General features: G+C 42.0%; 19 protein-coding genes. 5 read left to right on the top strand and 14 right to left on the bottom strand.

The window, feature by feature from the left end; all coding sequences use genetic code 11:
- Nucleotides 1-19 precede the first annotated feature (19 nt).
- Genes I2D69_RS07505 through I2D69_RS07495 form a run of 3 tightly spaced genes read right to left on the bottom strand, consistent with a single transcriptional unit; the run spans nt 20 to nt 2,363 of the window.
- Nucleotides 20-778 (bottom strand): carbon monoxide dehydrogenase accessory protein CooC, encoded by a 759-nt coding sequence (locus tag I2D69_RS07505; RefSeq protein WP_195379685.1) that lies wholly within the window; start codon nt 776-778, stop codon nt 20-22.
- Nucleotides 779-798: 20 nt separating this feature from the next.
- The gene (locus I2D69_RS07500) at nt 799-1,575 is read right to left on the bottom strand and encodes an ATP-binding protein (RefSeq protein WP_195379684.1); all 777 of its coding nucleotides are present in this window, start codon (nt 1,573-1,575) and stop codon (nt 799-801) included.
- 17 nt (nt 1,576-1,592) lie between these two features.
- A complete protein-coding gene (locus I2D69_RS07495) occupies nt 1,593-2,363 on the bottom strand; it encodes an AAA family ATPase (protein WP_195379683.1) in 771 nt (256 codons plus the stop codon).
- Nucleotides 2,364-2,531: 168 nt separating this feature from the next.
- Here I2D69_RS07495 and I2D69_RS07490 point away from each other — a divergent pair, with 168 nt between their 5' ends.
- Nucleotides 2,532-3,179, top strand: a complete 648-nt coding sequence (locus tag I2D69_RS07490) for a TetR/AcrR family transcriptional regulator (RefSeq protein ID WP_173771572.1) — start codon at nt 2,532-2,534, stop codon at nt 3,177-3,179.
- Here I2D69_RS07490 and I2D69_RS07485 read toward each other — a convergent pair.
- Together I2D69_RS07485 and I2D69_RS07480 are read right to left on the bottom strand one after the other, a co-directional pair.
- Complete coding sequence (locus tag I2D69_RS07485) at nt 3,101-3,727, bottom strand: DUF3786 domain-containing protein (RefSeq protein WP_173771571.1); 627 nt, start codon at nt 3,725-3,727, stop codon at nt 3,101-3,103. The genes I2D69_RS07490 and I2D69_RS07485 overlap by 79 nt on opposite strands.
- 40 nt (nt 3,728-3,767) lie before the next feature.
- On the bottom strand, nt 3,768-4,100 hold the full coding sequence (locus I2D69_RS07480; RefSeq protein WP_118580946.1) for a nitrous oxide-stimulated promoter: 333 nt from the start codon (nt 4,098-4,100) through the stop codon (nt 3,768-3,770).
- Between the two features lie 228 nt (nt 4,101-4,328).
- Here I2D69_RS07480 and I2D69_RS07475 point away from each other — a divergent pair, with 228 nt between their 5' ends.
- Nucleotides 4,329-4,778, top strand: coding sequence for an Rrf2 family transcriptional regulator (locus tag I2D69_RS07475; RefSeq protein WP_118580949.1), 450 nt, complete (start codon nt 4,329-4,331; stop codon nt 4,776-4,778).
- Between the two features lie 597 nt (nt 4,779-5,375).
- Here I2D69_RS07475 and tpiA read toward each other — a convergent pair.
- The 3 genes from tpiA to gap all read right to left on the bottom strand — a co-directional run bounded on the left by tpiA (nt 5,376) and on the right by gap (nt 8,673).
- Nucleotides 5,376-6,128 carry a triose-phosphate isomerase gene (gene tpiA / locus I2D69_RS07470; protein WP_118580952.1) on the bottom strand — a complete coding sequence of 251 codons (753 nt, stop codon included), beginning with the start codon at nt 6,126-6,128 and terminating at the stop codon, nt 5,376-5,378.
- A 188-nt stretch (nt 6,129-6,316) separates the two neighbouring features.
- Nucleotides 6,317-7,510 (bottom strand): phosphoglycerate kinase, encoded by a 1,194-nt coding sequence (locus I2D69_RS07465; protein WP_118580955.1) that lies wholly within the window; start codon nt 7,508-7,510, stop codon nt 6,317-6,319.
- Between the two features lie 143 nt (nt 7,511-7,653).
- Nucleotides 7,654-8,673 carry a type I glyceraldehyde-3-phosphate dehydrogenase gene (gene gap, locus I2D69_RS07460; RefSeq protein ID WP_117851616.1) on the bottom strand — a complete coding sequence of 340 codons (1,020 nt, stop codon included), beginning with the start codon at nt 8,671-8,673 and terminating at the stop codon, nt 7,654-7,656.
- A gap of 369 nt (nt 8,674-9,042) precedes the next feature.
- Here gap and I2D69_RS07455 point away from each other — a divergent pair, with 369 nt between their 5' ends.
- Nucleotides 9,043-9,876 carry a histidinol-phosphatase HisJ family protein gene (locus I2D69_RS07455; RefSeq protein WP_195379682.1) on the top strand — a complete coding sequence of 278 codons (834 nt, stop codon included), beginning with the start codon at nt 9,043-9,045 and terminating at the stop codon, nt 9,874-9,876.
- 165 nt (nt 9,877-10,041) lie between these two features.
- On the opposite strand, the gene I2D69_RS07450 is transcribed toward I2D69_RS07455, so the two are convergent.
- The 3 genes from I2D69_RS07450 to nifS form a co-directional block, all read right to left on the bottom strand.
- The gene (locus I2D69_RS07450; protein ID WP_187565774.1) at nt 10,042-12,648 is read right to left on the bottom strand and encodes a cation-translocating P-type ATPase; all 2,607 of its coding nucleotides are present in this window, start codon (nt 12,646-12,648) and stop codon (nt 10,042-10,044) included.
- 288 nt (nt 12,649-12,936) lie between these two features.
- A complete protein-coding gene (nifU, locus tag I2D69_RS07445; protein WP_118580961.1) occupies nt 12,937-13,383 on the bottom strand; it encodes a Fe-S cluster assembly scaffold protein NifU in 447 nt (148 codons plus the stop codon).
- 186 nt (nt 13,384-13,569) lie between these two features.
- Nucleotides 13,570-14,751, bottom strand: coding sequence for a cysteine desulfurase NifS (nifS, locus tag I2D69_RS07440; protein WP_195379681.1), 1,182 nt, complete (start codon nt 14,749-14,751; stop codon nt 13,570-13,572).
- Between the two features lie 203 nt (nt 14,752-14,954).
- Between nifS and I2D69_RS07435 the strand changes: the two genes are divergently transcribed.
- Complete coding sequence (locus tag I2D69_RS07435) at nt 14,955-16,391, top strand: MATE family efflux transporter (protein ID WP_195379680.1); 1,437 nt, start codon at nt 14,955-14,957, stop codon at nt 16,389-16,391.
- Nucleotides 16,392-16,487: 96 nt separating this feature from the next.
- Entirely contained in the window at nt 16,488-17,519 is a 1,032-nt protein-coding gene (locus tag I2D69_RS07430) for a 3-deoxy-7-phosphoheptulonate synthase (protein WP_173718394.1), read from the top strand.
- 394 nt (nt 17,520-17,913) lie between these two features.
- On the opposite strand, the gene xerD is transcribed toward I2D69_RS07430, so the two are convergent.
- From xerD to rny, 3 genes are all read right to left on the bottom strand, one after another.
- The gene (gene xerD / locus I2D69_RS07425; RefSeq protein ID WP_173718393.1) at nt 17,914-18,795 is read right to left on the bottom strand and encodes a site-specific tyrosine recombinase XerD; all 882 of its coding nucleotides are present in this window, start codon (nt 18,793-18,795) and stop codon (nt 17,914-17,916) included.
- A 381-nt stretch (nt 18,796-19,176) separates the two neighbouring features.
- Complete coding sequence (locus I2D69_RS07420) at nt 19,177-19,779, bottom strand: stage II sporulation protein M (protein WP_173773253.1); 603 nt, start codon at nt 19,777-19,779, stop codon at nt 19,177-19,179.
- A 215-nt stretch (nt 19,780-19,994) separates the two neighbouring features.
- Nucleotides 19,995-21,551 carry a ribonuclease Y gene (rny, locus tag I2D69_RS07415; RefSeq protein WP_118580984.1) on the bottom strand — a complete coding sequence of 519 codons (1,557 nt, stop codon included), beginning with the start codon at nt 21,549-21,551 and terminating at the stop codon, nt 19,995-19,997.
- Nucleotides 21,552-21,719 lie beyond the last annotated feature (168 nt).

The following is a 21,719-nucleotide window of genomic DNA, read 5'->3' as shown; positions in this document are numbered from 1 at the left end:
TATATATTCTATTATTTTCTTAACCTAATTTTTCTTTTATTTTTTTTATCTCATCTACTGCTGTCTGGCTGAAATCATAAGGAGAAACTCCCTCTCTGTCTGCATTCATAATTTCCGGATTATAATGAACAAATCCCAGCAAATCACTTTCCGGTATTCTGTCTTTCACAAATGCTTCATCACTTACATCCCTGATTTTATTTGCAACAACTCTTACTTTCTTTACCCCCAGTTCTTCTGCCAGACGCTTTACGTTTCTATAAGTCTGAACACTTCTGGCTCCTGGCTCTATCACAACGATAAACTGATCCATGCCTTCTGTTGTCCCTCTTCCAAGATGTTCCAAACCTGCTTCCATATCCAGCAGCACAACATCCTCTCTGTGCAGAATAAGATTGTTGATGATCCGTTTAAGCATTACATTTTCCGGGCAGACACAGCCGCTTCCGGCTGTTTCTACTGTTCCAAGAATCAATAATCTGACACCATTACGAAATTTCGAATATCTCTCCGGAATATCGTCAACTTTTGGATTGATTTTGTAAAATGTATTGCTTTTATCCGCTCCGGTCCGTTCTTCCACCAGCTTTCTCATTTTGCTGACTGGTATAATCTCTGCCAGTTCTTCCTCTGAAAAACCTAGTGCCAGTCCCAGATTCGCATCCGGATCTGCATCCGCTTCATACACTGTTTTTCCTTCATCTGCATATAATCTTGCAAGAGTTGCAGCGATTGTGGTCTTTCCTACACCACCTTTTCCTGTTACGGCTATTTTCATTTCTTATTACTTCCTCTCATTTATTGCTTCAAAATTTTCCTTGCAAGCATATGAATTTCCGGAATTTCCATCATTAGTTCATCTCCAACCAATCCCTTTCTTGCGATTTCTGTATCTGTTGAAATAACTGCCAACACCTTACTCTGATCGTCAATAGACTCCAACATTGTTGGCAAAACCAATTCATTTACTTTATTTAACACAAAAAATACAGTTTTCCCAATGCTGTCCCCTAGCTGTTGGATTTTTTTCGTCAATTTCAATGATTCAAAAGAAGGATCTACGATCATTAAGATTAAATCCACACTGTTATCTACACCACGTCCAAAATGCTCTACGCCAGCTTCCATATCCAACAATACAACTTCATTTTCTCCTACCGTCAGATGTTTGATAAATTGCTTTAAAATACTATTCATTGTGCAGGCACAGCCTTCATTTGCCTGATGTATTTTTCCACTGGAAATAAGCATCACGCCATTGTTTCGTGAAATATATTCTTTGGGTATCTCATTCAATGTAAATGGTTCCGAATAGAACTTTTTTGCAAATGCAGACAACTTCACAGTATCAAGAATCTCTCCTGCCATCATTGTTTTAAAAGCTTTCTCCTTACCACCAAAATACTCTGTAAAATCCCTTGGAAGCTTTACACCAAGTTGGCGATGCAGTCCATAATTTGATTCATCAGAATCAGCTACAAGAACAGTCTTTCCCATTCGTTCAAATTCTTTGGCAAGCAGCGCTGATACTGTACTTTTTCCACAGCCACCCTTGCCACATACTGTAATCTTCAAACTTTCAATCCTCCAACTCACAATCCTATCTTCTTTACAATTTCTCCCAGTGCACTTCTTACAGGAGAATCTTTCGGAAGCCGTATGATTGGTTTTCCAGCACAGTCATACTGATATACCTGGTCATCATGTGGTACAACCCCTAACAGTTCCAGTCCCTGATTTCGGATTTCTTCCAGAGTTCCGGCATCCAGTTTTCCATCTGGAACACGATTCACGATTAATCCGGTTTTCTGTGGTTTAAAGTTTAATTCCTTCATCAGCTTTGCAATACGTCCGGCTGCCTGAACACCTCTTCTGGAACAGTCACTTACAAGAATCGCAACTTCCATCATTGGCAGGATTCCTCTGCTGATATGTTCCATACCTGCTTCGTTATCAACCACAATATATGGATAATGGCTTTGCAGTTTCTGAACCTGGGTCTGCACAAGACCATTTACAAAACAATAGCAGCCCTGTCCCTGGGTTCGCCCCATTACCATCAAATCATAATCGTCTTCTTCTGCAATTGCATCGGAAAGACGCATTTCCAGATAAGCCTGTTTTGTCATTCCTGCCGGAATCTGATATCGTGGATCAACTCCTGCACGTTCAATCTCTTCTCTCAGTTCTCCGAGTGTAATCTCAGGTTCAACGCCGAGCACTTCATTCAAATTCGCATTTGCATCTGCATCTACAGCTAAAACCGGATGTTTTCTATTTTCACATAAATATTGAATCAACAATCCACAAAGGGTTGTTTTCCCTACACCGCCTTTTCCTGATACAGCAATTACATGTCCCATGTTTTTCCTCCTAAAATTCTGAACAATCTGTTGACTTTTTCTTTAAATCCCATTATAGTTGTTACTATATAAATTACAATAATCAATCTATGAGATTTGTATGGCTACTCAACACATCAGAAAAATTGTTGAGGAATCATATGATACCAAATAATATAGGAGTATATAATGTCAGAAAAAACGAGAAAACAAGATCGCCGTACCCGCTATACCAGGCAAACCATAAAAGATACGTTCTTAGAATTGTTAAAGCAGAAAAGTTTTACGAAAATTTCAGTTACAGAAATCTGCCAAAATGCTGAAATCAACCGTGGCACTTTTTATCTTCATTACTACGATATCCATGATGTATTATCAGATATTTTTAATGATATGACTCAGGATATGTTAACAACTGTAGAACATTTATTCTGTCTAAATCAAAAAAGTTGTTCCTATCCGTTCTGTCAGATAATACAGATGGAATCACAATACAGGGCACTGTTTCTGGATGATGCAATTGCCCCTATTCTTCTGGAAAAATTAGCAGAAAATACAAAAGAAGGCTATGTGACCTGGCTCATGTCACACAGCCTCCTAACCTTTGAACAGGCAGAATCGGTTTTTTATTTTCAAATGAATGGCTGCCTTTCCATCAACAGACTGATGCTTCGCAATCACTGTAATGACTGGAAACAGATCCAGACAACAATTGACAAATTTATCAAAGCCGGACTGGAAAGTTTTCTGATTCATGATCAGAGGGAAGAAAATGCTTCCGATAATTTTTGCAGCAAAATTTCTCCAACTGTTACCGCATCTTCTACACTTAGATAATGATCGGCATGATCCTGAAGAAATATTTTGCCAGATACAGGAAATTCTTCATCTGCAAACCATATCTTTAAAGTTACCGGATATCTTGGCAGAACTGGAAAAACAGCACACAAATCCGCCTTTGTCTCTGTAAATTCTGCACCCAGGTTTTTACATGCTTTCTGAATTTTCTCAGGATCTTTATCCCGCAAAAGCTTTTCCAGTTTCTGCTCTGCGGTCCGGTCAAACTTGGTTCCTCGAATCAATCCATCTTTCAGGTTACCAAAAGTAATGAGCTTCTGTGAACCTTCTGTTCCATCGGCCATATCCAGATAATGCAGCAATGTCAGATAATGCCATTCGTCCATGTCTGAGTTAATACGAAACTCAGGGAGTTGAATTTCAATCTTTTCGTAAAAGCTCTGTACTTCAAGCACATTTCGGCTGCTTTGAAAAACAGCCCCACTTTTTGCAGCAAGATCCTCTCCGGAGCGATTTTGCAGCCGTTTTACTGCTGCCTGCAACATTTCCTGAAATGCACGATTTTCTGTTTGATTTTTGTATTCCATAAGTTCTCCTTTGTTGATATTTTATCGCATCATATAATAATCAATGTTTATGCAAGGATTTTGGTATTTTCATAAATCTGGCTTTATCCGGATTCTCTTTTATCCATTCCTGGACAAAATCCATTACCTCAGTCATAGTTTCATAATCTTTTCCACAAAAACAGCAACTTGGGCATGTTGGACATGGCCATCCCTTATTTTTGAATCTGCATGCGTCTAAATGTCGATATGCTCTTAATAAATTTGCTTCATATTCTTCTTTAGACTGTGAAGCTTCCCTGTTTTCACGATAATAAAGGTGATACATTTTTTTAGTCATATGTTTTTTGATTCTGGTATATAAATTTCCTTTTAATTTGTCCACAATCAGCATATTATACAATCCTCCGTAAGTTTTATTACTATGTTGACTTTTCCTTTAAATTTCATTATAGTTGTAATTATATTATTTACAATCATCAAAATAAAAAATATGTACAATTTCTCAACACATTAAAAAGAGCTGTTGAGAACTTGGGATGTTTTTGACAAACCAGAAATATTTTCGCCTCAAAAACGTGAAACCAAAATCATTATATCATACTACAAGGAGTTTCTTATCATGAAATACTCAACGAAATTAAGCGATACTGTCCATGTAATGGTTCTGATTGCTATCAACCAGGAAAACTCACTCTCCAGTGCCTCAATTGCAGAAAGTGTCCATACAAATCCCGGCTTTGTACGCCAGCTCATGTTAAAACTAAAAAAGGCCGAACTTATGACCAGTGTAGCCGGACATGCCCGTCCTTCTCTTTCAAAACCAGCAGACCAGATTACGTTGCTGGATATTTATAAAGCAGTGGAGGGCGAGAAACCGCTACTTCATTTAGATACTCATACCAACCCTGATTGTGGCGTTGGCATTAATATTCAGTTGTCCTTGCAGGGATTCTATAATGAAATTCAAAAAAACACTGAAGAAAAGATGAATACAATTACTTTACAGGATATCATAAATACTTATTATCAGCGAACATCCATGCAAAATGATTTACAAAATATTATATAGCAGGAGAAACGAGAATGGACTTCCAGATATGGATTATCTTCTAAATGATGAAGAATCTGATAACGATTTGGCGAGTAAAATTTTTATATTTTCTAATCCAGGGATTTTCTTGTTATCATGCCCGCCTCCGTGCGGGCATTTTTAAATTCAGCAGCGCACCACAGGCGGTCTTTCCTGTACAGAAAAAAAGAAGCGTTCCTACAGGCGCTTCTTCTTACCATATTAGGACTTCGATCAAAAGTTAGTAGGCCACAAAGTGGGCCATTTTTCAAAAAATTACATGAATTTATATAGAGTTTTATCCAAGTCGGAAATCCGCTAAATGCTCTAGCTATCAGCGTCTAAAGGCATTTAACAACTTATATGGACATTTATGAAATCGGCCTCGTAATAACGATACCTAATTTCATTATTTCTGCTTATTTGAATGACAGTGATTTTTCCTTCCAAAAGTGATACCAAAAGGTGATAGTAGGTAAATTATAAAACGCCCCTACCCACAATTCAATTGGTAATATTTACCAATCATCCTTGTGTTTAGGGGCGTTTAATTACTTCTCGCTTGGACACATTAGCTAAAAATTAGCTATTATTTTATTATTTGTTATAGTTTACGATATCGCCGAACTCTGGTTTCAGGGATGCACCGCCTACAAGACCTCCGTCGATGTCTGCCTGAGCAAATAACTCCGGAGCTGTCTTAGCGTTTACAGATCCGCCGTACTGGATGCGGATTGCTGCTGCAGTTGCCTCATCATAGATCTCAGCGATGCAAGCACGGATTCCTGCGCAAACTTCCTGAGCCTGCTCAGTTGTAGCTGTTTTGCCAGTTCCGATAGCCCAGATCGGCTCGTAAGCGATAACGGCTGTTTTAGCCTGATCAGCTGTAACGTTCTGGAAACCAACTTTAACCTGCTGACGGATAAAGTCCATAGTTACACCCTGCTCTCTCTGATCAAGAGTCTCTCCACAGCACATAATTGGAGTGATTCCGTGCTCAAATGCTTTGAGCATTTTCTTGTTTACAGTTTCGCTTGTCTCAGCGAAGTACTCTCTTCTCTCAGAGTGTCCGAGAACTACGTATTTAACACCAGCGTCTGTAAGCATGTTCGGGGAAATCTCGCCTGTGAAAGCACCTTTCTCCTCGAAGTACATGTTCTCAGCACCTACCTGGATGTTGGAGCCTTTTGCAGCCTCAACTACAGGAAGAATATCGATAGCCGGTACGCAGAATACTACGTCAACGTCATCGTTTGCTACTAATGGTTTTAAAGTTTCTACTAATTTAACTGCCTCACTTGGAGTCATGTTCATTTTCCAGTTTCCGGCAATAATTTTCTTTCTAGACATTTTATATATCTCCTTTTGTATGATAAGGAAGTTCGATTCACTAAACGGACATGTCGCCGGCAGGCGGCATCACCATATATGAAAGTCAGCTGGTCTGCGCCGTTAGCCTGCTCTCATTAAGTTCCTTCGAACCAAATTCGCACATAATTCAAGCTGCGCTTACAGCTTGCTTTCATTAAGTGCTCTATTTATTTATCGTTAGCTGCTGCTACACCAGGTAACTCTTTTCCTTCAAGGAATTCAAGAGACGCACCGCCACCTGTGGAGATGTGTGTCATCTTGTCACCATAGCCGAGGATGTTAACAGCTGCTGCGGAATCACCACCACCGATGATAGTTGTAGCATCTGTATCAGCAAGAGCTTTGGCAACAGCCTCTGTGCCATGAGCGAAGTTCGGCATTTCGAAACAGCCCATCGGTCCGTTCCAAACAACTGTCTTGGCATCTTTTACAGCGTCAGCGAAAAGTTTCTCTGTCTCTGGTCCGATGTCCATTCCTTCCCATCCATCCGGAATCTCACCACGTTTTACAACCTGGATATTGCAATCATTGGAGAAGGAATCACCAATTCTGTTATCAACCGGAAGAAGAAGCTTAACGCCTTTTTCTTCTGCCTTCTTCATCATGTCTAATGCATACTGAAGATAATCATCCTCGCAAAGGGAAACACCAATGTGTCCGCCCATAGCCTTGGAGAATGTATAGGACATTCCACCACCAATGATCAGAGTATCCACCTTGTCAAGAAGGTTGTTGATAACAGAGATCTTGCTGGAAACCTTAGCACCGCCAAGGATTGCTACGAATGGTCTATCAGGATTGTTTACAGCGTTTCCGAGGAAATCGATTTCTTTCTGCATCAGATATCCAACAACAGCTGTATCTACATATTTGGTAACACCAACGTTAGAGCAGTGTGCTCTGTGAGCGGTACCAAATGCATCGTTTACAAATACATCGCAAAGAGAAGCAAGTTCCTTGCTGAATTCATCACCGTTCTTAGTCTCTTCTGCACGATAACGGGTATTCTCAAGAAGAATGATCTCGCCGTCTTTCATGTCAGCTACTGCTGCTTTTACAGTGTCATCTACAACAACCGGGCTTGGAACGAATTTCACTTCCTGTCCGAGAAGCTCTGTGAGACGTTTAGCAACAGGTGCAAGAGAAAGCTCCGGTTTCGGCTCTCCTTTCGGTTTTCCAAGGTGAGAGCAAAGGATAATCTTTCCACCATCTGCAACAAGCTTCTTGATTGTAGGAAGAGCTGCTACCAGACGGTTCTCATCTGTAATCTTACCGTCCTGCAGAGGTACATTGAAGTCACATCTTACGAGGACTCTTTTGCCTTTTACGTTGATGTCATCAACAGATTTCTTATTCAGCATCTTGTTATGCCTCCTTATAAAATTTAACTTTTTATACAGACAAAAGGGTCCGGTCCTATTCAGACCGGACCCTTCTCTGAGTCTTATTCATATGCTGTCAGGCCATGGCTTGTCAGCATTTGAAAACCCTACTCTGCTTCTGATTAAGCGTTAAGCAGTTTACCAAAGTGTTTGATTGTACGAACCATCTGGCTTGTGTAGGAGTTCTCATTATCATACCAGGAAACAACCTGAACCTCTGTTGTGCCATTCTCAAGTGGAAGAACCATTGTCTGAGTAGCATCGAACAGGGAACCAAATCTCATACCAACGATATCGCTGGAAACGATCTCATCTTCGTTGTATCCGAAGGACTCGTTAGAAGCTGCTTTCATAGCTGCGTTGATCTGCTCTTTAGTTACATTTCCTTCAACAACTGCTGTAAGGATTGTAGTAGAACCTGTTGGGGTTGGAACACGCTGTGCGGAACCGATCAGTTTGCCGTTCAGTTCTGGAATAACAAGACCGATTGCTTTAGCAGCACCTGTGCTGTTCGGAACGATGTTAACTGCAGCTGCACGGGATCTTCTCAGATCGCCTTTTCTCTGCGGTCCGTCAAGTGTCATCTGATCGCCTGTGTAAGCGTGGATTGTGCACATGATACCGGATTTGATTGCAGCAAGGTCATTAAGTGCTTTAGCCATTGGAGCTAAGCAGTTTGTTGTACAGGAAGCTGCGGAAATGATGTGATCCTCTTTTGTAAGAGTCTCATGATTTACATTGTAAACGATTGTCTTAAGGTCGTTTCCAGCCGGAGCGGAAATGATAACGTGTTTAGCACCTGCATCGATATGAGCCTGAGCTTTGTCTTTGGATGTATAGAATCCAGTACACTCAAGAACTACGTCTACACCGATCTCTCCCCATGGAAGCTCAGCAGCGTTAGCTTTTGCATAAATTTTGATTTCTTTTCCGTCAACTGTGATGGAATCCTCTCCAGCTACTACTGTATCTGCAAGAGCATATCTTCCCTGAGTTGAGTCATATTTTAATAAGTGAGCGAGCATTTTAGGAGATGTTAAGTCGTTGATAGCAACGATTTCAAATCCTTCTGCACCGAACATCTGACGGAATGCAAGACGACCAATACGTCCAAAACCATTAATTGCAACTTTTACTGCCATGATAAATTCCTCCTATGAATTAAATGGTAAAAATTATGTGAGTGCTTCAATCTTTGTGAAAGAAACATCAACCTATAGCGTATTGTACCTAATTCCGAACAAAAATTCAAGCCTATTTTCAAAAAAATAACAGGCAAATTACCACAAATATTCTCTGATATGATATACTGCTCTCAAATGAGACCGTTAAGTCCCTTTTATGACACAGCGGCAGCATTTATGCACGTTTTTTCCTTTCTTTTTCGTGTAGGAAGAATTTTTTTCACATGTTCCTTCGCTGTACACTTATCCATAAAATATATCTTTATATTTACAGAAAATATATTTTTAAAATACTTTGCTTGGTTTATAACTTATAAGGAGGTTATTATGAAAATACTTTCCAACTCTCCCGGAGTTTTGTGGGACTGCCACATGCATTCTGAATTTTCCGCAGATTCCGGCACTCCCACTGCGGATATGATCCGCCAGGCCATTGCACTGGGGTTTAAGGGAATCTGCTTTACAGAGCATCTGGATCCAGACTATCCACCAACTCCGGATGACCTGGAATTTGCCCTGGATATTCCCGCCTATTACACTAAACTCAACGAACTGAAAGAGACTTACAAGAATCAGATTCACATCCATTTCGGTATTGAGATCGGTTTGCAGCTTCATCTTAAACAATATTTTCACAATCTTTTAAAAGAATATCCTTTCGATTTCGTGATTGGTTCTTCTCACGTAGTCCACGGTGCCGACCCCTACTACCCGGAATTTTTCCAGAGCAGGAACGAGGAACAGGCCTACCTTGAATATTTCGAATCCATTCTGGAGAATCTGGATGCATTTCATGAAATGGACACTTATGGACATCTGGATTATATTGTCCGCTACGGTCCAAACAAAAACCAGTTTTATTCTTATAAAAAATATCGGAACATTCTGGATGCGATTCTGAAAAAACTGGCAGACACAAATGTAGGACTGGAAGTCAACACCGGCGGTTATCACTACGGTCTTGGAGAGCCAAACCCATGTACGGATATCATCCGGCGTTATAAAGAACTAGGGGGCGAAATCATCACCATTGGTGCTGACGCGCATACACCGGATAAAATAGGATACGCTTTTGATAGGGCTGCGCAGGTGCTGAAAGAATGTGGATTTGAATATTATACAGTATTTAAAGATCGGAAACCAAACTTTGTAAAGTTATAACGAAGCCCTGTTTTTCCATACCCGGCAGAAGAAATCAGCCCGGCTTTTAGAGCATGTTAAAAAAATGCCTCATCGTCATAACAAGCGATGAAGCATTTTTTGCGTTTCTTTTCAAATTCAGCTTGAGGTATTATTTTTGATTGCCACTCAAGATCAGGTCAGTCATTATTTCTGCACTTTCTCCAAAAACAGAGAAATAATTCCTTTCTTTTCCTTCTCATGTGCCTTGTTATACAAAGATCTGCACCATTCTGTGATAACTTCGATTACAACCGGAGAGAAGGTCATCAGGATAAATACCAGGATGATCATTCCGAATTCCAGGGAGCCAAGTGCCAGCAGGTTCTGCACACATACGGCTGCGAAGAAAAAAATGAACTGCATACCATAAATAATGATTTTCCTGTACCTGCTTAGAGGCGCGTATACCGTCTTCAAAGCTGCCATGTAGTTCCATCCGGTTACCAGGAAACAGGCTGTACTCAGCATTACATTGCTATGGTAAACGTTCTGGCAGACCAGCATAATGGTAAATACACATCCCGTAATGGTGACTGCTGCTGGGAATGCATTCATAAATACATAACGCAGAAAACCACTCTCAATCTTGTTGAAGTTGTTTTCCTGGGCGAGCAGGAAGGTTGGGATACCCACTGCGCAGGCACTGATCAGGGACATCTGAATTGGCTCAAACGGATAGCTATCGCCCCAGAAAATAGTGATCAGACACAGCAGCACAGAGAAAATAGTTTTGATCAGGAACATGGAGGCTGCGGTACGGATGTTGTTCACCACACGGCGTCCCTGGTTCACAATTTCCGGCATAGCGGCAAAATTGGAATCCATGAGCACTACATTTGCAATGTTCTTGGCAGCATCACTTCCCTCTGCCATAACCACGCTGCAGTCTGCCTCTTTCAGTGCCAAAACATCGTTCACACCGTCACCGGTCATGGCAACTGTATGCTTCTGTTTCTGAAGGGCAAGCACCATCTCTTTCTTCTGCTGCGGAGTTACACGGCCGAATACGGAACACTCTGCAACGGCACGCTCCATATCCTCCGGTGTGGTGATAGTGGTGGCATCAATATATTTATCTGCATTCTCCAGGCCTGCTTTTTTTGCAATGGCAGAAACAGTCACAGGATCATCACCGGAGATCACTTTCAGATCTACGCCCTGGTCTTTGAAAAATGCCAGAGTTTCAGGGGCATTATCCCTGATAATGTCAGTAAGCATAAATAACGCAACCGGCTTTAACCCTTCCGGAAGCTCATTCTCCCGATTCAGGTTTGGGCTATGCGCCAACACCAGAACACGTAAGCCTTCTTTTCCATAAGCAGCACACTGCTTGATCAAGTTTTCATTTCCATCCGGGAAAAGGAACTGGGCAGCACCCATCAGATAAGTTCCTTCTGTTTTAAAGGCTACACCGCTGTATTTGCGATCTGAGGAAAACGGAATGCAATGATCTACCGGCATGTCCGTTCTTCTGGAGAAGCGTTTGTGGAGTGCATCTGCGGTGGCGTTCTTGTCCTTTAAAACGGACATCATGTTTGCCATGACACGTTCGATCTCACCCATGGTCAATTCTGGCTGGGCGCCGCTGATGGCTAAATCAGTATTGACATTGCCCTGTGAATCTTGTGCTGACAGCTGTTCAGTAGTTCCCATAACAACTCCTATCTGCAATTGTGCCGCAACCACGGATACTTCAGACTGCGCCTCTGCAGCTGCCATTTCTGGAACTTTCTGAGCTTGATTCGCTGTTCCATTTATTGTACTTTCGCTTATATTCTCATTTTCTGCTTCCGGAGCCTTGATCTCCATCCCTTCCACATAGGGCTGTACCTGTTCCACGCACATAGTACCGGCTGTGATGGTTCCGGTTTTATCCAGACAGAGGGTATCCACTCTCGCCAGAGTCTCAATACAATACAATTCCTGCACCAGGGTATTCTTACGGGTTAACGTCAGCGCACCAAGCGTCAGCGCCACGCTGGTAAGGAGCACCAGTCCCTCCGGGATCATTCCGAGGACAGCTGCTACCATATTAACTACTGCATCTCTGATTCCGTTTCCAGCAATATAATACTGCTTATAAAACAGCAGCATTCCCATAGGAACTATGATCACACTGATGGTCTTCAAAATCGCATTCAGAGAGTTGCGCAACTCGGAATTATGACGTTTAAATTCCTTTGCCTCGCTGGTGATCTGGGAAGCATAATTGTCCTTACCTACATGGATAACCTGACAGCAGGCCTCTCCGGATGTAACAAAACTTCCAGAAAAAAGCTCGTCCCCTTCATTTTTCTGAAGATTGTCAGATTCTCCTGTCAGCAGGGATTCATTGACCTCAATACTGCCCTCAAGCACCCTGGCATCTGCGGGCACCTGATCTCCTGTTTTCAGAAAAAGGATATCATCCAGAACCAGCTTCTCCGTGGAAATGGACCATTTTTTCCCTTCACGCAAGACCACTGCCTTGCTCTCTGTAAGGATAGCCAGCTTATCCAGCGTCTTTTTCGCACGCACTTCCTGGATGATTCCGATCACCGTATTGATCACAATAATTCCCATGAACATGGAGTTCTTATAGGAACCAACCAGCAATACCATAATCATCAGAGCCAGGTTCAGAAAGTTGAAAAATGTAAGCACATTCTCCCTTACGATCTGCTTATAGCTCCTTGTGTTGGGATTCTCATTGACATTGATTTTCCCCTCTTCAATTCTTTGTTGTACCTGTTCGTTTGTCAGTCCTGTCATCGTTACTTCCTTCATTCTTATGTTTTATTTAAGGATGTTTCCGTTTTACTCTTTTTCCCATTGTATGATACCAGTGTCAAAAGGTCAAAAAACCGTTCGTGCCATTGTATTAAAATAGGGCAGATGATAACATCCGCCCTGATGAATTCTCTTTACGGTCTGCCTCATCTTTACCACCTATTTATCTGTAACGAAATAAATCTGCTTAAGGATTCGGTTTCCTGTAAAAAATATTATTCTTTTGTATCGATGACGACACTTTATAATTACTGCAGTTCGCAGTAACTATTAATACTCTTCTTCCTCTGCCTCTTCACCCTCGTGAATGTCAGACTTCGGTTTCTTCAGACCTTCGATCTCAATGTGATGCTTCTGTGCGTAATCCCACAGTGCAGCATGTACAGCCTCCTCTGCAAGAAGAGAACAGTGTACTTTCACTGGCGGAAGTCCGTCAAGAGCCTCCATAACAGCCTTGTTGGTAAGCTTCATGGCTTCCTCAATAGTTTTACCTTTTACCATCTCAGTAGCCATACTGCTGGTTGCTACTGCGGCACCGCAGCCGAAGGTTTTGAATTTGCAGTCTCTGATAATATGTGTCTCGTCATCGATATCCAGGAAAATTCTCATAATATCGCCGCATTTGGCATTTCCTACTGTACCGACACCGCTTGCATTCTCTATTTCTCCAACATTACGTGGATGCTGGAAATGATCCATTACTTTCTCACTATACATCTTTTTTTCCTCCTGGCAAGTGTTTTAATCAAATTTTTTATTTTTTTTAACTATTCAGCAGGCACTATTCCGCGAGGTGTTTTTTGTGAACGTAGTTCACAGAAAACCCGAGAATGTCGGCGCGAAATCATGCAAAGCATGATTTCTGTGCATCGCGAAACGTGTAACTGTGAAGGTACTGAACAGTTACTGTTTTTTTATAAAATCTTCATATAATGGAGACATTGATCGCAGGTAAGCTACGATTTCTTTCAGCTTATCTACTACAAAATCAGCATCTTCCATGGTAGTCTCCTCGCTTAAGGTCATACGCAGGGAACCATGTGCAATCTCATGTGGGAGTCCGATAGCCAGAAGTACATGGGACGGATCCAGGGAGCCTGATGTGCAGGCGGAACCGCTGGATGCACAGATGCCATAATTGTCAAGCATAAGCAACATGGACTCTCCTTCGATGAACTGGAAGCTTACATTTACATTATTCGGAAGACGTTTGGTGCGGTCACCATTTAATTTCACATACGGAATCTCTTTCAGGATTCTTTCAATGAAATGATCTCTTACCTGAATCTCTTTGTCTGTACGTTCTTTCATAGTGCGGACTGCACGATCTGCAGCAACGCCGTAACCTACGATTCCAGGAACATTCTCTGTACCTGCGCGGCGCTTTCTCTCCTGCGCTCCACCATGTACAAAGGAACGTATCTTAACACCCTTGCGGATATAAAGGAAACCGATTCCCTTCGGTCCATTCAGCTTATGTCCACTGGAGCTGAGCATATCAATTCCTAACTCATCTACATTGATCGGCACCTGTCCAAAAGCCTGTACTGCATCTGTGTGGAAAAGGATGCCATGCTCTTTGGCAATTGCACCGATTTCCTTGATCGGCTGGATAGATCCGATCTCATTGTTCGCAAACATAACAGAAATCAGAATCGTCTCTGGTGTAATAGCTTTCTCAAGCTCGTCAAGCTTCACAATACCATTCTCATCTACATCCAGATAAGTGATCTTCGCTCCGCGCTCTTTCTCAAGATATTCGCAGGTGTGAAGGATTGCATGATGCTCGATCTTGGTTGTGATGATGTGGTTTCCTTTGGATTTATATGCTTCAAAGGTGGCTTTCAGTGCCCAGTTATCAGACTCTGAACCGCCAGCTGTGAAATAGATTTCTTCTTTCTTGGCACCAAGTACATCTGCGATCTGGCCTCTTGCCTTGCTGACGCCTTCTTTGCTCTTGGATGCGAAGTCGTAAATGCTGGATGGATTTCCATACATTTCGGTAAAATAAGGAAGCATTGCTTCTACTACTTCCGGAGCGGTCTTGGTAGTAGCCGCATTATCCAGATATATCATTTTTCCCATTTTTCTTCCTCCTGGTTTATTGGTATCAATTCGATATGAAAGACTCCCGGGAAAGGGTTATTTCATCTATCTCCTTAGGTACTTTTCTATTTCCTAGTATTTCGCTTGGATTTCTATCCCACTTTACCAGATAATAACAGTTCTGTCAAGGCACATTTACAGCATAAACTAATTAAAAGGATGAAGAGGATAGGCGGATTCTTATGTCTGACAAACTTTTTATCAGAGGAACCCTGATTCTTACTCTTACCGGCCTTGTCAGCCGCCTGATGGGTTTCTTCTATAGAATATTCTTATCTCATACTATTGGTGCACAGGGAGTGGGAATTTACCAGCTTACGCTTCCGGTTCACGCAATCGTACTGGCAGCCTGCTGTATGGGCATTCAGGCTGCTATTTCCAGGCTGTGTGCCTCTTTCACTGCCCTTGGAAAAGAAAAAGAGTCCAGAGATGCGTTGCTTCTTGGAACATTTCTTTCGATGGCACTTTGCGGACTTTTATCTTTTCTGGTCTATTGGAATGCAGATTTTGTGGCTTCTGTTTTGTTAAAAGAGCCGCGTACTGCGGTTCTGCTTCGTATTCTTGCCTTTAGTTTTCCTTTTTCAGCCTTGCATTCATGCGTAAACAGCTTTTATTATGCCAGAAAAACGACTGGAATTCCAGCTTTTATCCTGCTTCTTGAGCAGACCTCCCGGATCGGCAGCACTTACGTGATCTACCTGATTCTGATTTCCCAGAAAAAAGAGATTACCCCTGTAATAGCGGCCGGAGGCGCACTTTTCAGTGAGCTTACAGCCACTGCAGCATGTATGCTGGCGCTTGGACTGGATTTTTCCAGAGAAAATTACAAACCAGTCACCGGACTGTTTCGACGTATTTTACGAGTATTTTTCTGTATGAGCAAAGGTGCTCACAGAGATTCACCTTCTGCTGTAAAATATATTTCACATATACAACCAGCTTTTGTCAAAAACAATACTGCCACTTCCTTAAATTCTCTTATAAAAGAAATCGCCCAGATTGCAGTTCCCTGCTCTGTAAACCGGCTGCTGCTTACCTTGCTCTCTGGCATTGAGATGGTTCTTATTCCCCAAAGACTGCTTCTTTCTGGAATAAATCAGACTGATTCCCTGTCTGTTTACGGGATTTTTACCGGAATGGCGCTGCCGCTGATTCTTTTCCCGGCAACACTGACAAATTCTGCCTCTGTTATGCTGATGCCTTCTGTGGCTGGTTTACAGGCCCTCGGTCATGAAAAAAAAATCCGTCATATGATCCGCCGCACCTGCGAAAACTGCTTTTTCTTCGGAGGCTTCTGTACATTCTTTTTCTTTATTTTCGGAAAATCACTGGGAAATTTTCTTTTTCACAGTGAAACTGCGGGGATTTACATAAGGACGTTGGCTTTTATCTGCCCTTTTCTTTATACAAATACTGCACTGGAAAGTATTCTGAACGGTCTCGGACGCCCGGATGCCTGCCTTTTTCACAATATTGCAGGAGTGTGTATCCGAATTGGATTTGTTTTCTTTTCCATTCCTGTGCTTGGAATCCGTGGATATTTTTACGGAATGCTCCTTTCCCAACTGATTCTCACCTTGCTTCATTTCATTTATCTAAACAGGCTAGAACATGTTTGAAAAAGGCTTCCCGCAATTTGCCTATCGACATTTTTTCCATCATGGTCTATAATAGTGAATCGAAAGCAAATTTGGCCGATAAAAGGAGAAAATACCATGGGATTTGAATTCATCAAAAAGCTTCCAACCCCCGACGAGATCCGCAATCAATATCCCATTGATGCAAAGATCAAGGCACTGAAAGAGAAACGTGATCAGGAAATCCGTGACGTATTCACCGGAAAATCCGATAAATTTCTTGCAATCATTGGTCCCTGTTCTGCAGATAATGAAGATGCTGTATGCGACTATCTGCTGAGACTTCGTAAAGTTCAGGACAAGATCGCGGATAAAGTTTTAATCATTCCTCGTGTTTATACAAATAAACCCCGTACTACCGGAGAGGGTTATAAAGGAATGGTTCACCAGCCAGATCCGGAGAAAAAACCTAATATGCTTGCCGGTCTTGTTGCCATCCGTAAAATGCACATCCACGCTATTGAGGAAAGCGGATTTACCTGTGCAGACGAGATGCTTTACCCAGAGAACTGGCGTTACCTTTCCGATCTTCTTTCCTATGTTGCTGTAGGAGCACGTTCTGTTGAGGATCAGCAGCACCGTCTCACTGTCAGCGGTATGGATGTTCCGGCGGGAATGAAGAATCCTACAAGTGGTGACTTCAGTGTTATGCTGAACTCTGTTGTTGCAGCTCAGGGCAGCCATACATTTATCTACAGAGGATGGGAAGTTGTAACTACTGGAAATGAGTTGACACATACCATTCTTCGTGGTGCTGTAAACAAACACGGAGAGGCTATTCCGAACTACCATTACGAAGATCTTCGTCTTCTTTTCGAGAAATATTCCGCTAAGAACCTGAAGAACATGGCTACCATCGTGGATACCAACCATTCCAACTCCAACAAGCAGTATGAGCAGCAGATCCGTATTGCCAAAGAAGTTCTTCACAGCCGTCAGGTTGATTCTGATGTTCGTGGGCTGGTAAAGGGTCTTATGATCGAAAGCTACATTGAGCCAGGCAATCAGAAGATCGGACCAAACCATGTATATGGTAAATCCATTACAGATGCTTGTCTTGGATGGGAAGAATCTGAGAAGCTGCTTTATACAATCGCTGAGATGTGCTAGCGCCTGTTTGAAAAATCATTTCCGCAATCTACACGCCCCACTTTGCGGTATATTTTCAAAAATAAAATTTATTTATCTCCTGTATTCTGATTTCGGAATGCGGGAGATTTTTCAGACACGCTCTAATATCTTTCGATAGAATTTTCGGTCAAACATTTTTATAATACAAGAAAGAATCTTACTTTGCAGAATTTTCATTACATAAAAAAGAATCCTGCTTGCAGGCTTCTCCGCCTGCGGCGGGTCGCCTCGAGCGACAACTACCTTTCCGCCGCAGTGCGATCCTGCCCGGTAGGGCTTTTTATGTAATAGGAAATTCCAACGGAATTTCCTATTACATAAAAAACTGCCCACAGGTCTCTCCCATGGACAGTTATCATCTTATTCGATCTTCTCAATGTCTTGGATGTGCTTTCATATACACATCTCGCATCCGGTTAATATTCATGCTTAAATATACCTGAGTCGTAGAAATATCGGAATGTCCCAGCATTTCCTGGACGCTTCGGATGTCTGCTCCATTCTGCAGCATATGTACTGCAAAAGAATGTCTCAATGTATGTGGCGTAATATCTCTGTGAATTCCAGCCTCCTGGGCATAGCCTTTCAGCATTTTCCAGAATCCCTGACGGCTCATGGCCTTACCGGAGCAATTTGTGAACAGCGCATGCTCTGAATCATCTTTCACAAATACCTTACGTCCCTCTTCAAGATAAAGATTCAACGCTTCCTTGCTTACATTTCCAATCGGAATGATACGCTCTTTATTCTCCTGGCAAACCACATAGCCAAGCTGAAGGTTTACATCTGTGGTCTCCAGATGGATCAGTTCGCTGACACGCATACCAGTGGCATATAAAAGCTCTAACATAGCCTTATCCCGAATTCCCTTAGGCGTAGTCAGATCTGGCTGCTTCAAAAGATCGTCAACTTCCTGAATACTGAGAATCTCCGGAAGCTTCTTCTCTACCTTTGGAGATTTCAGATTATCTGTGGGGTTCTCTTCCATCTTCCTAAGTGCAAACATGTGTTGAAAAAAAGCACGCATGGAAGCAACACTTCTTGAAATAGTGGATGACGCGAAGTTCTCTTTCTCCATATAATCCATGTATCCCATAAGATCAAATTCACGGACATCTTCCGCTTTCATAATCCCCTTCATTTCCAGGTATGCAGCCATCTTGTTCAGATCCCGCTGATAGGAAACCTCTGTATTCTGGGATGTTTTTTTCGTATTATGTAAGTATTCAATAAACTCGCGTATTTCCTGTTCCATATTGTTTACTTCCTGTCTCTTTTGTTATAAATTCATTTCATATAGTCCATGATCATACTGCTTTAGACCATGTTTGAAAAAGATTCTGGAGCGTGTTTGAAAAAGGCTTTCTGTAAGATGTGCGTCACAATTTGTGGGAGATTTCGCCCGGAATTCCTATTGTCCATTGCATTTGCTCTTTCACGCTTTATTGCAGGAACGGGCTACCTCCCCACAATAACTGATCTTAAAATGTATTTGTATTATACTTTGTAATTGACATAAAATCAAACCTTTTTTTCGGCCAAAAATCGTATAAAAACAAGCTTTTTTTGCCCATTTTACAAAATAGCGTCGCTTTTATGGTAACCAATACTATATCTTGTATTTTTCATATTATTCTCATTCAAAAAATTTCGAAAAATCCAGAATTTTGTTTAAAATCCATGGATTTACACGCCATTCCAAAAGAATTCCCACACCGTATAAAGCTGTATATAAGAGCACTTTCAGGAGATAAGCGCTTACTTTCTGTGGAAAAATTCCATGATTGCGCCAGATTCCCATAGATTCCCTGTAGACCATCTGATACACCGAATCCCATAATGGCAGATAGATCAGATAATGCGGAAAAAGAAGTGCTACGGCAACTGCGCCTCCGGTAAGTCCGAACTGCAGAATAGACATGGAAAATACGATTCCCAGTCCAATTCCGGTAAAAAGCATCGCCATAATTGCCATAGGGACTCCAAATACAGTAAAACCACAGATTAGAGAAAGGAAAAAAATCCCACCGCGCATCCAGAGAATCTGCAAAAGATAATCGATTCCTCCTGCTTCTGTTTTCCCATAGGTTTCCAAAAGGTACACTGCGGAAAATGCCTGCTGCTTCCAGGAAAAACGGTATATAAAGTTCGGGATCAGCATTCCTGCAAGAAATCCTGCAAGCAGCAAAGTCAGTCCTGGAAAAAAACTTTTCTTTTTGATACTGAGTAAATTTTCCATATATTCACCCTGTACCATTGTACGCAAGCGATGATTTGATTATGAATTACATAAAAAAATTCTTTTTGATTTTCCATGAATCAGCCCATGCAAGCATAGCTCGTTCATGGCTGCCGTCCGGGACTTTCATAATAAAAACCGCCTCCGCATCCTTCATATAGTATGAAAAATGCGGAAGCGGTTTCTTAATATTTCTTAATGTAAATTAACTCCGATTATTTGGCATAATCAACAGCTCTGCTCTCGCGGATCACATTGACTTTGATCTGACCCGGATACTCAAGCTCAGCCTCAATCTGCTTCGCTATGTCTCTTGCGAGAAGTACCATCTCAGAATCATTCACATGCTCAGGAACTACCATAACACGGATTTCTCTACCAGCCTGGATTGCAAAGGATTTCTCAACCCCCTTGAACTGATTGGTAATATCCTCAAGCTGCTTCAGTCTGTTGGTATAAGTCTCCAGTGTCTCTCTTCTGGCACCTGGACGCGCCGCGGAAATCGCATCTGCTGCCTGCACGATACAGGCAATAAGGCTCTCTGGCTCCACATCACCGTGGTGTGCTGCTACCGCATTGATCACAATAGGTGATTCCTTATATTTCTTACAAAGGTTTACACCAATCTCAATATGGGATCCCTCAACTTCATGGTCAATAGATTTACCGATATCATGAAGCAGACCGGCACGTTTCGCCATGCGCACGTCTACACCAATTTCACCGGCAAGCAGACCGGAAAGCTGTGCTACTTCAATAGAATGCTTCAGCGCATTCTGTCCATAACTTGAACGGAATTTCATACGTCCAAGAAGTTTCAGAAGCTCTGGATGAATACCATGAACTCCAACATCCATAGCTGCATTCTCGCCATCCTCGCGGATCTGAGTTTCAACTTCTTTCTGTGCCTTCTCAACCATTTCCTCGATTCTGGCCGGATGGATACGTCCATCTACGATCAGTTTCTCAAGTGCTACTCTTGCCACTTCACGTCTGATAGGATCAAATGATGAGAGAACTACTGCCTCAGGAGTATCATCAATGATAAGGTCTACACCTGTCAGGGTCTCCATAGTACGGATATTACGTCCCTCACGTCCGATAATACGTCCCTTCATCTCATCGCTTGGAAGCTGCACTACGGAAATAGTAGTCTCGGCAACATGGTCTACCGCACATTTCTGAATGGCATTTACCACATATTCCTTGGCTTTCTTTCCTGCCTCTTCCTTCGCCTGGCTCTCAAGTTCCTTGTAAAGTCTGGCAACATCAACTTTAACATCGTCTTCCACAGATCTGAGCAATTCTTCTTTTGCCTGTTCGGAGGTCAGACCGGAAACACGTTCCAGTTCCTGTACTCCTTTCAGCTCGAGTTCATCTACTCTCTTTTCTTTCTTCTGCAATTCAGCAAATCTCGCTGTGCACTCTGCCTCGCGCTTCTCAACTGCTTCAGCTTTCTTATCAACGGTTTCTTCCTTCGATAAGACACGCTTCTCATATTTCTGCAGTTCGTTTCTACGTTCCTTGGTTTCCTTCTCCAGTTCGTTCTTTGTACGGAGAGATTCTTCCTTTACTTCCAATAAAGTTTCACGTTTCTTTGTTTCGGCCGCTTTTAAGGCTTCATCAATGATGCCTCTGGCCTTTTCTTCAGCTGACCCAATCGTTTCTGCGTCTTTCTTAACTTTGTTATCCACAGAAACTTTACTAGTAATAGGAACTGCAATCAGTAGAGTGGCTACTACAGCGACAACTGCAACAATAATTGTTGTCACAGGAGCACCTCCTCAATATTTAGTTTTCATTGTGCAATCACAACAATACAAGTTTATCTTTTTTTTAGAATTATGTCAAGTTTTTCTACACAAAAACAAAATTTAAATTTCCAAAGAAACGTCTAGCGTTACTGTTCACTCCGCGACCAGTAACACGCTTCGCGATGC

Origin of the sequence: Ruminococcus sp. D54t1_190329_F1 (assembly GCF_015551645.1) — a bacterium.
Classification (GTDB): Bacteria; Bacillota; Clostridia; order Lachnospirales; family Lachnospiraceae; genus Blautia_A; species Blautia_A faecis.
Note: the sequence above shows the minus strand (reverse complement) of the source record. Positions and strands in the feature narration are given on the sequence as shown.